The following is a 13900-nucleotide window of genomic DNA, read 5'->3' as shown; positions in this document are numbered from 1 at the left end:
CTCAGGGCCGCGCGATGGTCCCTCATGCCGCCGGTTGAGCGGCCGCGTCGTCGTTCGCCAGCAGATGCAGCAGCGCGCTCTTGATCGCGGCCTGCCGGGTCGGCGCGTTGATCTGCGCGCCCAGGAGGTCGGTGACGTAGAACACGTCGCGGGCGCGCTCGCCGAAGGTGGCGACATGGGCGGAGGCGATGTTGAGGTTCAGCTTCGAGATCGCCGTGGTCAGCTCGTAGAGCAGGCCGGGCCGATCGAGGCCGGAGACCTCGATGACAGTGTAGAGCTCCGACCATTGATTGTTGATGGTCACTTCCGGCTCGACCGAGAACGCCTTGTGCTGCTTGCCGCGCGTGGTGCGCCGCGCCACCGCGTCGGGCAGCCGCAGCTTGCCTTCCAGCACCTGCTCGATGGTCTCGCCGATCCGGGTCGCGCGCCGGCCCTCGTCCTCGTCGCGCTCATACTCGCGGGAGATCGCGATGGTATCGAGCGCGCGCCCGTCGGTCGTGGTGTAGATCTGGGCGTCGACGATGTTGGCGCCGGCCGAGGCGCAGGCGCCTGCGATGATCGATAGCAGCCAGGGGTGGTCCATCGCGAAAATCGTCAGCTCGGTGACGGCGCGGGCCGGATCGAAGCCGACATTGATCGCGAGCTTGTGTCCCGCATCCTCGCTCGATCGCACGAAGCGGGCATGGCGGATCTTGCGCGGCAGCTCGACCTTGAGCCAGTAGGCCGGATAATGCCGGCCGATATAGGTGTTGAGCTCGTCGTCGGGCCAGTCGGTGAAGGCGTTGCGGAATTCGGCCTGCGCGGCGGTGATGCGCTTGGCGCGGTTGACCTCGGAGAAGCCGCCGGTCAGTACCGGTTCGGTCTCGTAATACAGCGTGCGCAGGAGCTGCGCCTTCCAGCCGTTCCAGACGCCGGGGCCGACGCCGCGGATGTCGGCGGTGGTCAGGATGGTCAGCAGCTTCATCTGCTCGACGGACTGCACCACGGCGGCGAAATTCTCGATCGTCTTGCGGTCCGACAGGTCGCGCGACTGCGCCACCGTCGACATCGTCAGGTGCTCCTCGATCAGCCAGGCGACCAGCTCGGTGTCGGCATTGTTGAAGCCGAGCCGCGGGCACAGCCGGCGCGCGATCTTGGCGCCGGCGATGGAATGGTCCTCGGGGCGGCCCTTGGCGACGTCGTGCAGCAGCACGGTGATGTAGATGACGGCGCGGTGCTCGGGCCGGATCTTGCGCATCAGGTCGGAGGCCAGGGTGAACTCGTCGATGCCGCCGCGCTCGATCTCCTGCAGGAAGCCGATGCAGCGGATCAGGTGCTCGTCGACCGTGTAGTGATGATACATGTTGAACTGCATCATCGAGACGATGCGGCCGAAGGCGCGGATGAAGTGGCCGAGCACGCCGGTCTCGTTCATCCGCCGCAGCACGACCTCGGCATCGTTGGAGGTCAGGATCTCCATGAACAGCCGGTTGGCCTCGGGATCGTCGCGCAGCTCGGTGTTGATCAGGTTCAACGAGCGCGTGACCGCACGCATCGCGTCGGGATGGAATGCGAGGTTGTTCTTCTGCGCCAGCCGGAAGATGCGGATCAGATTGACCGGATCGTGCTTGAAGACGTCGGGCGCGGCGAGGTTGATGCGGTTGTTGTCGACGATGAAGTCGTCGCTCTCCGGCACGCGCCGCCAGGTCGAGCCGGTGGTCAGGCGCGAGATCATCCGGCTCAGCACCGGCGCCGGCTTGGCCTGCTGGTCCTCGAGCTTGGCGCACAGGATCGCGGTGAGATTGCCGACCTCCTTGGCGACCAGGAAGTAGTGCTTCATGAAGCGCTCGACATCCTGCATGCCGGGATGGCTGGTGTAGCCCAGCCGCACCGCGATCTCGCGCTGCAGGTCGAACGACAGCCGTTCTTCCGGACGCCCGCTGACGAAATGCAGGTTGCAGCGCACCGACCACAGGAAGTCCGCGCAGCGCCGGAAGGTGCGGTATTCATGCGCGTCGAACACGCCGCGCTCGACCAGCTCGGCGGTCTCGCGCACGCGGTAGACGTATTTGGCGATCCAGAACAGCGTGTGCAGGTCGCGCAGGCCGCCCTTGCCGTCCTTGACGTTGGGCTCGACCAGGTAGCGCGACTGGCCGCCGCGGCGATGCCGCTCCTCGCGCTCGGCGAGCTTGGCGGCGACGAATTCGGCGGCGGTGCCCTGCACCACCTCGCTGTCGAACCGCGCGACCAGCTCGTCATAGAGCGGCCTGTCGCCCGCGAGATAACGCGTCTCCAGGATGGCGGTGCGGATGGTCATGTCGCCGCGCGCCTGGCGGATCGACTCGTCGACCGACCGGGTCGCGTGGCCGACCTTCAGCCCCATGTCCCATAGCGAATACAGGATGGCTTCGGCCACCTGCTCGCCCCAGGCGGTTTGCTTGTAGGGCAGGATGAACAGCAGATCGATGTCGGATTCCGGCGCCATCAGGCCGCGGCCATAGCCGCCGGTGGCGACCACCGCCATGCGCTCGGCGCCGCTCGGCACCTGCGAGCGATAAAGGTGCTGGGTGGCCGCGGCGTAGAGGATGCGAATGATCTCGTCCTGCACGAAGCAGAGCTGCTCGGCGCAGCGCCGGCCGTGGCGGTCCTTCAGCAGTTGCGCCTGGGCCGCCGCGCGCGCCTTGACCAGCTCGGCCTTGAGGAATTGCACCACGGCCGCGCGGAACATGTCCTCGCGTCCCGAATGCTGCGCGGCCAGCGCGTCGACCGCAGCCGCGATGCCGGCGCTGTCGAAATCGGAAATGCTATCAGGGTGGGAATGGGGGGCGACGCTGTCCATGGCTGCAACCGGATATCGAACAAGGCCTGTGCTGTCACGAAACTTCCAATGCAACAATCGATCCATGCTGTCATCGGTGGTCACGGGATGATGATCGTTCTGAACCGCGCCGTCGAAAGGAAAAGCAATTCTCGCGCGCTTCCGGAATAAACTCTTGTAATAAAAGAGAGATTTCCGAGGCTCCAAGGGAGCTGCGACGGGTGATTGTCGGGGCCGCGGATTTGCTGCGGTTGCGGCCGTGGTTCTACTGGGGGGCGACGCTTGACGCGCGGCCGAGCCGGTGAATGAGGTCTGCGGCGCGCGTGCGCTCTGCCGCGACGAGCCGTTCTCGGCGCTCGACGCCCTCACCCGCAAGGACCTGCAGGATCATCTTCTCGATCTCTGGACTCGTGCTGGCCGACCGCGTGCTGGTGATGCGGCCGCATCCCGGCCGGCTGTTCGAGGAGATCACCATCAATCTGTCGCGGCCGCGGGACCGCAACGCGCCCTTGTTCGACCACTTCAAGCGCCACGTGCTGACCGCGCTGGACCGCTCGCTCGACCGGACGATGCCGGACACGCAGGGCAGGGGTGAGCCCGGCGGCGGCCTGTGGTGGTGACAGCGGCAGCCGGTCCCGGTACATCTCGTCTGAAATAAATCCGGGAGTGAACGACAAATGGATGCTGCCGAGCTGCGCGCGATGCAGGCGCCGATCAAGGAACGCTACAAGGCCGACCCGTCCGCCGCCGTGATCACCTTGAAGGCCAAGGGCGAGGTCGGGCAGGAGGGGCTGACCTGCAAGCTCGAGACCGGGCGCGCGCTTGCCGTGGCTGGTCTGCATCCGGGAACCGGCGGCTCCGGGCTCGAGCTGTGCTCCGGCGACATGCTGCTGGAGGCGCTGGTCGCCTGCGCCGGCGTCACCTTGAAATCGGTCGCGACCGCGGTCGAGGTGCCGCTCAAGAGCGGCCATGTGCTGGCCGAAGGCGATCTCGATTTCCGCGGCACGCTCGGCGTCGACAAGGAGGCCCCGGTCGGCTTCCAGGAGATCCGCCTGCGCTTTGAGGTCGACACCGACGCCCCGCAGGACAAGCTCGACCTGCTGCTCAAGCTCACCGAGCGCTATTGCGTGGTCTATCAGACCATCAAGAACGGCCCGAAGGTGTCGGTCAGCCTGAAGCGGGTGGCGGCGTAGCCCTTCGTTCATTCTGTGTCCCGCCGTTGGTGAGCGCGAGCCGGCGAGGCGCGCTCGGTCTGCGCCTCCCCCGCGCGCGGGGGAGGTCGCATCGCAGATGCGAGGCGGGTGGGGGAATTCTCTCCACACGACGTGCACCACCCGAGCCGCGCCCCCACCCCGGCCCTCCCCCGCAAGCGGGAGAGGGAGCCCACCGCCGCTGCGGCATGAGCTGATGTCCCTCGATCCTTCCTTCCTGCTGCTGCTGGCCCTGCGCATGGCGATCGCCGCGTCATTCGTGGTCTCGGCGTCGATGATCGCCGAGCGCACGGGACCCGTCATTGGCGCGCTAGTCGCGACCCTGCCGATCTCGGCGGGGCCGACCTACGTGTTCCTCGCGCTCGACCACGACGCCGCCTTCATCGCGCAGGGCGCGCTGACCAGCCTGCCGATCAATGCCGCGACGATCTTCCTCAGTCTCGCCTATGCCGTGCTGGCGCAGCGCCACAGCGTGGGGGTGGCGAGCGCCACCGCCGTCGCGGTGTGGCTTGGTCTCGCCGCCCTAATCAAGAGCGTCGAGTGGACACTGTCGATGGGCATCGCTGCCAACGTCGTGACCTTTGCGATCTGCCTGCCACAGCTCGCGCGCTACCGTCATGCAAAGATGCCGCTGATCACACGGCGCTGGTACGACGTTCCCTTACGTGCCTCGCTGGTCGCGACGCTGGTTGCGACCGTGACCTCGGTGTCGGGCTGGGCCGGCCCGAGCGTCTCCGGCATCCTGGCGCTGTTTCCGATCGTCTTCACCTCGATGATGCTGATCCTGCAGCCGCGCATCGGCGGACCCGCGACCGCGGCCGTGCTGGCCAACGGTGCCTGGGGCCTGATCGGCTTCTCGCTCGCCGTTGTCGTGCTGCATCTCGGCAGCCTGCATTTGGGCGCTACAGTGGGATTGAGCGGCGCGCTCGCAACCTGCGTCGGCTGGAATCTCGGCCTGTGGTGGCTGGGTCGGCGGAAGGCGGCGAGGCGGGTCGCGTAGGGTGGGCAAAGCGCAGCGTGCCCACCATGTCGAGCACGTGGCGCAGAGTGGTGGGCACGCTGCGCTTTGCCCACCCTACGGCTCTCTCCGCCGTCATTGCAAGCGAAGCGAAGCAATCCAGGGCTCAGGTGGGACTCTGGATTGCTTCGGCGCGGGGGCGCCTCGCAATGACGGACAGTCTGGAGCAGCCGCCTCCCAGCCCACCGCCGTCATTCCGGGGCGCGCGAAGCGCGAGCCCGGAATCCATTGGGCCGCGTGCGCTGACGAGAGATGGATTCCGGGTTCGCGCTGATGCGCGCCCCGGAATGACGGAGAAACAAATCAGTTGCGCGGCAGCTTCGCCTTCAGCCGATACAGCGCGTCCATCGCCTCGCGCGGCGTCATCTCGTCGGGATGCAGCGCCTTGACCGCGGCGATCAGCTCCTCCGTCTCCTTCGACATCGCAGGCTCCACGGCCGCGCGCGACGGCACCGCGAACAGCGGCAGGTCGTCGACCAGCGCACGCGCGCTCTGGCCGCGGTCCTGAGCCTCCAGCTTCGCCAACACCGATTTGGCGCGGCTGATCACCGCCGGGGGGAGACCGGCGAGCTTCGCCACCTGAATGCCGTAAGAGCGGTCGGCCGAGCCGGGCAGCACCTCGTGCAGGAACACCACGTCGCCCTGCCATTCCTTGACCCGCACCGTGGCATTGAACAGCCGCGGCAGCTTGGCGGCGAGGGCTGTCAGCTCATGGTAATGCGTCGCGAACAGCGTGCGGCAGCGGTTGCTCTCGTGCAGATGCTCGATCGCCGCCCAGGCAATGGAGAGACCGTCGAACGTCGCGGTGCCGCGTCCGATCTCGTCGAGGATCACCAGCGCGCGCTCGCCGGCCTGGTTGAGGATCGCGGCGGTCTCGACCATCTCGACCATGAAGGTCGAACGTCCGCGCGCGAGATCGTCGGCGGCGCCGACGCGCGAGAACAGCCGGTCGACGATGCCGATGCGGGCGCGGCTCGCCGGCACGAAGCTGCCGATCTGCGCCAGCAAGGCGATCAGCGCGTTCTGACGCAGGAAGGTCGATTTACCCGCCATGTTCGGACCGGTGAGCAGCCACAGCTGGCCGCTCTTGTGTCCCGGCGTCGGCGACAGGTCGCAGGAATTGGCGATGAACGGCTGACCCTCGCGCTTCAGGGCCTGCTCGACCACCGGATGGCGGCCACCTTCGATGGCAAAGCCGAGCGAGCCATCGACCTCGGGCCTGACGTAGTTGTCGTCGACCGCGAGCTTGGCGAGGGCGGTGGCGACATCCAGCATCGCAAAGCCATGCGCGGCGGCGCGCAGATCGTCGCCGATCGCGAGCGCGGCCGCACACAGCCGGTCGAAGATCTCGAGCTCGAGATTGAGCGCGCGCTCGCCGGCATTGGCGATCTTGGCCTCGATCTCGCCGAGCTCCGACGTGGTGAAACGCACCTGGCCGGCCAGCGTCTGGCGATGGATGAAGGTCGCGTTCAACGGTGCCGTCATCAGCTTGTCGCCGTGCTGCGCGGTGACCTCGACGAAATAGCCGAGCACGTTGTTGTGCCGGATCTTGAGCGCCTTGACGCCGGTCTGGTCGGCGTAGCGCGCCTGCATCGAGGCGACGACGAGCCGCGAGGCGTCGCGCAGATTGCGCGTCTCGTCCAAGGTCGCATCATAGCCTGATCGAACGAAGCCGCCGTCGCGCTTGATCAGCGGCAACTGCTCGTCGAGCGCGCGGGCGAATTCGTCGGCCAGCGCGCGCGCCGGCCGCGCCAGCGCGGCCATCACCGAGGCGATCTCCTGCGGCGGCTGGTCGAGCGCCGACAGCCGCTCCAGCGCCTGGTCGGCGGCAAGGATGCCATCGCGCAGAGCGGCGAGATCGCGCGGGCCGCCGCGGCCGACCGAGAGCCGCGCCATCGCGCGGGTCATGTCGGGCGCGCCGCGCAGGATCGAGCGGATGTCCTCGCGTGCGGCGCTGTCGGCAACGAAGACGTTGACCGCGTCGAGCCTTCGCCCGATCTGCGCGGGCTCGGTCAGCGGCGCAGCGAGGCGTTGCGCGAGGAGACGCGAGCCGGCCGAGGTCACCGTGCAGTCGATGGCGTCGAGCAGCGAGCCGCGTCGCTCGCCGGCGAGCGTGCGCGTCAATTCGAGATTGGCGCGGGTCGCCGGATCGATCGCCATGGTGCTGCCGGTCGCCTCGCGCGCTGGCGGCGCCAGCGGCGGGCGCTGGCCCACTTGCGTGCGCTCGACATAGGTGACGCAGGCAGCGGCGGCGGTCGCCTCCAGCCGCGACAGCACCGCGAGCCCGTCCATGGTCGCGACCGCGAAATAGTCGCACAGCCGCCGCTCTGCGGTGGCGCCGTCGAACACGTCGCGGGTCAGCGGCGTCACGGCGGTGAGCTCGCGCAGCACAGGCTCGAACGCCGCGTCCGAATACAGCGCGTCGGAGACGATGACCTCGTTCGGGTTGATGCGGGCCAGCGTCGCCGTGAGCTCGGCAAAGGCACATTCGGTGACGATGAAGTCCGAAGTCGAGATGTCGATCCAGGCGAGCCCGAGCCGGTCGCCGCCGGACGAGCCGCGGCTGCGCGCGATCGCCAGCAGATAGTTGTTGGCGCGCGCGTCGAGCAGATTGTCTTCCGTCAAGGTGCCCGGCGTCACCACGCGCACCACGCCGCGCTTGACCACGCTCTTGTTGCCGCGCGCCCGCGCCGCCGCCGGATCCTCCATCTGCTCGCACACGGCGACGCGGATGCCTTGCGCGATCAAGCGATGCAGATAGTCCTCGGAGCGCTCCACCGGCACGCCGCACATCGGGATATCCTGGCCCAGGTGCTTGCCGCGCTTGGTCAGCACGATGCCGAGCGCTTTCGAGGCGACCTCCGCATCCTCGAAGAACAGCTCGTAGAAGTCGCCCATCCGGTAGAACAGCATCAGCCCCGGATGCGCTGCCTTGATGTCGAGATACTGCTCCATCATCGGCGTGAGCTTGGCCGGCGCCTCGGCGGGCGCGGCGCCGAGTGTCGACTCTTGCGGAACCGGGGCGGAGATGGGTTGCTGGATCGTCATGGCGCGGAAACTAGCCAATTTGCCCGGACGGTCCTACCGCTTTGCAGGCGATGTCCCGGTTTTCCACGATGAGCGGTGCCTGCTGTCGCGCCTCCCCCGCTTGCGGGGGAGGTCGTATCGCATTGAAGATGCGATACGGGTGGGGGAAATCTCTCCTCACGGGGATTCTCGCTTGGGGCGGCCCCCACCCCAACCCTCCCCCGCAAGCGGGGGAGGGGGCGCACCGCTCGCGTTGAGAGAGCGTCGCATACGACAGCGCCGCGCATGCCACCCCGCGCTCCCGTCATTTGACCTGCCTCCATCCCACTCCTAAAACCGCCGTCAATTCTTGATCAGAAACACCGATATCCCCGGGAGAGAGCGATGCGAGACGTGTTCATTTGTGATGCGGTGCGGACTCCGATCGGCCGCTTCGGCGGCGCGCTGGCCAAGGTGCGCACCGACGATCTCGCGGCCACCCCGCTCAAGGCGCTCAAGGCCAAGCATCCGAATCTCGACTGGGCCGCGGTCGACGAGGTGTTCTTCGGCTGCGCCAACCAGGCCGGCGAGGACAACCGCAACGTCGCGCGCATGGCGCTGCTGCTCGCGGGCCTGCCGGATTCCATTCCCGGCCAGACCTTGAACCGTCTCTGCGCCTCCGGTCTCGACGCGGTCGGCGCGGCGGGACGTGCGATCCGCGCCGGCGAGGTCGATCTGGCGATCGCCGGCGGCGTCGAATCCATGACGCGCGCGCCGTTCGTGCAGGGCAAGGCGACCGAGGCGTTCTCGCGCTCGGCCGAGATCTTCGACACCACGATCGGCTGGCGCTTCATCAATCCCTTGATGAAGCAGCAGTATGGCGTCGACTCCATGCCGGAGACCGGCGAGAACGTCGCCGAGGAATTCCAGGTCTCGCGCGCCGACCAGGACGCGTTCGCGATCCGCTCCCAGCAGCGCGCCGGAAAGGCGATCGCGTCGGGCTATTTCGCCGCCGAGATCACGCCGGTCATGGTGCCCGGCGGCAAGGCCGGCCCTGTGACGGTGGACAAGGATGAGCATCCGCGCCCCGAGACCACGCTCGAAGGCCTCGCCAAGCTGAAGCCGATCGTGCGCAATCCCGGCACCGTCACCGCCGGTAATGCGTCCGGCGTCAATGACGGCGCCGCCGCCATGATTCTCGCCTCGGAAGCGGCGGTGAAGAAGCACGGCCTCACGCCCCGCGCGCGCGTGCTCGGTCTCGCCTCCGCCGGCGTGCCGCCGCGCATCATGGGCATCGGCCCGGTGCCGGCGGTGCGCAAGCTGATGGAGCGGCTCGGCCTGAAGATCAGCGATTTCGACCTGATCGAGCTCAACGAGGCGTTCGCCTCCCAGGGCATCGCCTGCCTGCGCCAGCTCGGCGTCGCCGAGGACGCCGATTTCGTCAACCCGCATGGCGGCGCCATCGCGCTGGGACACCCGCTCGGCATGAGCGGCGCGCGCATCGCGATGACCGCGGTGCACGGCCTTGAGGTGCGCGGCGGCAAGCGTGCGCTGGCCACGATGTGCGTCGGCGTCGGCCAGGGCGTCGCGCTGGCGGTCGAGATGATCAACTGATCCCAAACCCTCATCCTGAGGAGCCCGCCTCTTGGCGGGCGTCTCGAAGGATGAGGCCCGGCACTGGCCTCATGGTTCGAGACGGCGCTTCGCGCCTCCTCACCATGAGGGGAAACAGCGGAGAGCGCCGCCATGACCATCTCCCGCGAACAGGACGTCACGCCGGCCGTATTGGCGGTGATGGAGCGCACCGAGAATCCGCGGCTGCGCGAGATCATGGTGTCGCTGATCAAGCACCTGCACGGCTTCGTCCGCGATGTCAGGCTGACCGAGGCGGAATTTCGCGAAGCAGCCGCCATCATTGCCGAGCTCGGACAGCGCACCAACGACACGCATAACGAAGTCGTGCTGATGGCCGGCTCGCTCGGCGTCTCGCCGCTGGTCTGCCTGCTCAACAATGGCGATGGCGGCAACACAGAGACGGCGCAGTCGCTGCTTGGCCCGTTCTGGCGGCTGAATTCGCCTGTGACCGAGAACGGCGGCTCGATCGTGCGTTCGGCGACGCCAGGTCCGGCGTTGTTCGTGCACGGGCGCGTGGTCGATCCGAACGGCGCGCCGATTGCCGGCGCCGAGGTCGACGTCTGGCACGCCTCGCCGGTCGGCTATTACGAGAACCAGGATCCGGAGCAGGCCGACATGAACCTGCGCGGCAAGCTCGTGACCGACGCCGACGGCCGCTTCTGGTTTCGCTCGGTGATGATGGTCGGCTACCCCATCCCGACCGACGGCGTCGTCGGCCGTCTCCTGAAGGCGCAGGGCCGCCATCCCTATCGCCCGGCGCATCTGCATGCGCTGATCGTCAAGCCCGGCTTCAAGGTGCTGATCTCGCAGGTCTACGACCCCAACGATCCGCACATCGACAGCGACGTGCAGTTCGGCGTCACCAAGGCGCTGCTCGGCAACTTCATCCGCCACGACACGCCGCACCCGACGGAGGTCGATATCACCGCGCCCTGGTACTCGCTCGATCACGTCTACCGGATGGAAGCCGGCGACACCGTACTGCCGCGGGCGCCGATCAAGTAGCGCTCAACGACTTCCATGCTAGTGTGGGCCAGGCTGCAACCCTGAAGGGATAGGGCCCGCATGGCCTCAACCGACTTGCCCTCCGCTGCCGAGCCTGCCGCGTTGACGGCCACGATGCGCGACGCGGGCGTGCTCGATTCTGGCACGGTGTCGGATGTCACCGTGATCAGCGACCGCCCGATGCTGGTGTCGCGCATCATCCGTCTTGGGCTGACCTATGATGGCGCCGCGCCGGATGCGCCGAAGACGCTGATCCTGAAGACCCCGCTGCCGGCCTTTGCCAAGACGCTGTGGCAGGGCGGCCGCCACGAGGTCACCTTCTATCGGGAGCTGGCACGGGTCATGCCGCCGCGCCTCGTGCCGGGCGGCTTCGGCGGTGCCTGGGACGAAGGCGCCATGACCTGGCACCTGCTGCTGGAGGATCTCACCGACACCCATCGGATGGCGACACAATGGCCGCTGCCGCCGACCGTGCCGGACGCCGAGCGAATCGTGCGCGCGCTGGCGCGGCTGCATGCGGCGTGGTGGGACGATCCGCGGCTCGGCGTGAGCGTCGGTAGCTTCGCGACACCAGAGCAGACGGCGGCGAATGTCAGCGAGTTTGCCGGCCACTACGCGCGCTTCGCCGATCAGCTGGGTGACCGGCTGAGCGCAGAGCGTCGCGCCATCTACGAGCGTTTCCTCGCGGCCACGCCACAGCTTCTGGAGCGCTATCATTCGCGGCGAAATCTCAGCATCGCCCATGGCGATGCGCATGTCTGGAATTTCCTCGTGCCCAAGGCCGCAGGCAGCGATGACGTCCGTGTGTTCGATTTCGACCATTGGCGGATCAACGTGCCGGCGCAGGATCTCGCCTACATGATCGCGCTGCATCTCTTTCCCGAGCGCCGCTCCGTCGTCGAGCGGCCATTGCTCGACTGCTATCACGAGACGTTGGTTGCGCATGGTGTCACCGGCTATGACCGCGCGGCGCTCGATCGGGACTATCGTTACGCCGTGCTGTGGCACATCACCAAGCCGGTCTGGCAATGGGCGATCGAGATCCCGCCGCTGATCTGGTGGGCTCATCTGGAGCGCATCTTCCTCGCCATCGACGACCTCGGCTGCCGCGATCTGCTGGACTGATCGTCCCGACATCCACTGAGGTCGCTGCACGTCAGGCGTGTTCATCGCGACGTTGCACGTCAATGCCGTGCTTTTGGCGCTGCCGTTATCAGCCGTCTTAACGATCACCAGAGATTGTTCATCGGCCTTAAACCGCCGGATGGGGGCGGCGCGACATATCTGCATGTGCACGGCGTTCGGCGTGGTCACGCAAAGGTGCGGCTCCCCAGGGGTAGAGGGTGGCTTGCGAAAGCACGAAAATGGTGCTTTGATGTTCCTCATGGCCGGAATTTACGATCAGGCTGTTCGCTACCGTCTCGTCCCCAACTCCGAGGCGCGGGCGGCGATCGAGGCGACCTTCGCCGATTATGCCCGGATGATGGACATGCTCGACGAGATCGCTGCCGCCAAAGGCATCGGCGCCAATCTGGTCGCGCTGCACGGCCATGCCTATGGGCCGGTCCGCAAGGCCACCCGGCTGCCCTCGCGCCTGGTCACGCTCGGCCTGCGCGACCGCGCCGCCTATCGCGCCGCATCGACCCCGCGACTGCCGCTCGACGACCGCCTGGTGAATGTTCGGGACGCCGGCACGCTGTCGCTCGGCACCGCGCTCGGCCGCTTCACCATCCCGTTCGAGGTCACCGGCTATGCCGCGGGCTGGACGCACGCGACGCCGGCGCAACTCGTCCGCACCGATAATGGCGACGTCGAAGTCCGTTTCGGCGTCACCGCCAGCTCACATCCGACCATCAGCCCAGGAAAGGACCACGTCATGCTCGCCGAACACGCGCCGGCTCCCGACACGCTCCTGTCACGCGCCGGGCGGCTCATCGCCGGCATCGCCTATGGAGCGATCGAAAAGGCCGAGGACAAGAACCGGGTCGCGCTGGTCAGCCAGGCGATCCGCGAGATCGAGCAGGCCGAGCGCGAATCGCGCGAGAGCCTGTCGCATGCGCGCGCCGAGGAATATCGGCTCAACGCCCGCCGCGCCGAGATCGAGCGCGAGACGACCGTGCTGGCTGAGCAGATCCGCGTCGCCATCGCCGAGCACCGCGACGATCTCGCCCGCGCCGGCATCGCCCGGCAGATGGATCTCGAAGCCCAGTTCGAGGTGCTGTCGAAGGCGATCGACGAGAATGCCGAGCGCGTCGATGCGGTGCTCACGACGCTGCGGGCGATCCTGTCGAGCCTGCAGGACGCGCAGGCGCGTCTCGTCGAGCTCGAGCGCAGCGAGGCGCTCGCCGAGCAGCCGAAGGCCACATCGCGCAAGTCTGGCGATACCGGCCTCGCCAGGGCCGCGCGCGCCTCCCGCGTCATCGCCCGCGCGACCGGCGTGCCGGAAGGCATCGCGCCGTCGCCCGACATCGACGAATTGTCGAAGCTGAAGCGCGACAAGGACATTGCCGAGCGGCTGGCGCGGCTGAAATCGCAGAATTGAACGGGCAGGGGCGCGTCGTCCCATGACCATCGTCGACCATTTCATGCAACCCGAGGTGCGGCCGTTCGCGATCGCCGCCGTGATGATCGTGCTGGTCGGCGGCGTCGAGATCGGCTCGATGCTGATCGGCCTGTCGATCAGCGAGCTGCTCGGCCAGACCGTCGATCTCGGTCACGACGGCGACAGCACCAGCGTCGGTCACGTGCTGTCCTGGATCAATGTCGGCGGTGTGCCGCTGATGATCTGCATCCTGCTCGCGCTCGGCATCTTCTCGATCACGGGTTTTCTCATCCAGGATGCCGCGCGGCTGCTGGCGGTGGCGCTGCCGCCAACGGCCGCGGGCATGCTCGCCGCCGTCGTCACCGTGCCGCTGCTGCGCAGCTCGACGCGCTATGCGGCGCGGCTGGTCCCGCAGGATGAGAGCTATGCGGTCGGCCTGTCCGATCTCGTCGGCCGCACCGGTGAGGTCGCGGTCGGCCCGCTCGACGGCGGGCTGCCCGGCCGCGTCCGCGTCAAGGACGTCCACGGCAATTGGCACATGGTGACGGCCTCGGCCGCGCCGGACTCACCGGCCTTGCCGGTGGGCGCGTCGGTTCTCCTCGTCGACCGCAAGGACGGCCGCTTCATCGCGATCGCCGCAGCCGACGAGCTCACGAGCTCCAAGACACTTTAGCCCAAGACACTTT

9 protein-coding genes and 1 pseudogene are annotated in these 13900 nt (G+C 67.6%); 8 read left to right on the top strand and 2 right to left on the bottom strand.

What is annotated here, in order from left to right; genetic code table 11:
* Window positions 1-22: 22 nt before the first annotated feature.
* Window positions 23-2818 carry a [protein-PII] uridylyltransferase gene (locus ACQR1F_RS23650; RefSeq protein WP_315803821.1) on the bottom strand — a complete coding sequence of 932 codons (2796 nt, stop codon included), beginning with the start codon at window positions 2816-2818 and terminating at the stop codon, window positions 23-25.
* Between the two features lie 265 nt (window positions 2819-3083).
* Here ACQR1F_RS23650 and ACQR1F_RS23645 point away from each other — a divergent pair.
* From ACQR1F_RS23645 to ACQR1F_RS23635, 3 genes and pseudogenes are all read left to right on the top strand, one after another.
* A pseudogene (locus ACQR1F_RS23645) lies at window positions 3084-3417 on the top strand (ABC transporter ATP-binding protein); the annotation flags it as partial.
* Window positions 3418-3474: 57 nt separating this feature from the next.
* A complete protein-coding gene (locus ACQR1F_RS23640) occupies window positions 3475-3990 on the top strand; it encodes an OsmC family protein (protein WP_315803820.1) in 516 nt (171 codons plus the stop codon).
* A gap of 214 nt (window positions 3991-4204) precedes the next feature.
* Window positions 4205-5008 (top strand): hypothetical protein, encoded by an 804-nt coding sequence (locus ACQR1F_RS23635; RefSeq protein WP_315803819.1) that lies wholly within the window; start codon window positions 4205-4207, stop codon window positions 5006-5008.
* Between the two features lie 321 nt (window positions 5009-5329).
* On the opposite strand, the gene mutS is transcribed toward ACQR1F_RS23635, so the two are convergent.
* Window positions 5330-8074, bottom strand: coding sequence for a DNA mismatch repair protein MutS (gene mutS, locus ACQR1F_RS23630; RefSeq protein ID WP_434913964.1), 2745 nt, complete (start codon window positions 8072-8074; stop codon window positions 5330-5332).
* 363 nt (window positions 8075-8437) lie between these two features.
* Here mutS and pcaF point away from each other — a divergent pair, with 363 nt between their 5' ends.
* The 5 genes from pcaF (at window position 8438) to ACQR1F_RS23605 (ending at window position 13887) form a co-directional block, all read left to right on the top strand.
* Window positions 8438-9646: a 3-oxoadipyl-CoA thiolase gene (pcaF, locus tag ACQR1F_RS23625; protein WP_315803817.1), complete on the top strand. Its 1209-nt coding sequence runs from the start codon at window positions 8438-8440 to the stop codon at window positions 9644-9646.
* A 132-nt stretch (window positions 9647-9778) separates the two neighbouring features.
* Entirely contained in the window at window positions 9779-10672 is an 894-nt protein-coding gene (locus tag ACQR1F_RS23620; protein WP_434913963.1) for a dioxygenase, read from the top strand.
* Between the two features lie 60 nt (window positions 10673-10732).
* The gene (locus tag ACQR1F_RS23615) at window positions 10733-11797 is read left to right on the top strand and encodes a phosphotransferase (RefSeq protein ID WP_434839907.1); all 1065 of its coding nucleotides are present in this window, start codon (window positions 10733-10735) and stop codon (window positions 11795-11797) included.
* 250 nt (window positions 11798-12047) lie between these two features.
* Window positions 12048-13214 carry a PspA/IM30 family protein gene (locus tag ACQR1F_RS23610; protein ID WP_434889676.1) on the top strand — a complete coding sequence of 389 codons (1167 nt, stop codon included), beginning with the start codon at window positions 12048-12050 and terminating at the stop codon, window positions 13212-13214.
* A 22-nt stretch (window positions 13215-13236) separates the two neighbouring features.
* Window positions 13237-13887, top strand: a complete 651-nt coding sequence (locus tag ACQR1F_RS23605; RefSeq protein ID WP_434913962.1) for an OB-fold-containig protein — start codon at window positions 13237-13239, stop codon at window positions 13885-13887.
* Window positions 13888-13900 lie beyond the last annotated feature (13 nt).

The sequence above is a fragment of the Bradyrhizobium sp. HKCCYLS3013 genome (assembly GCF_051167615.1).
GTDB lineage: Bacteria > Pseudomonadota > Alphaproteobacteria > Rhizobiales > Xanthobacteraceae > Bradyrhizobium.
This window is presented reverse-complemented; position numbering and strand designations above follow the sequence as displayed.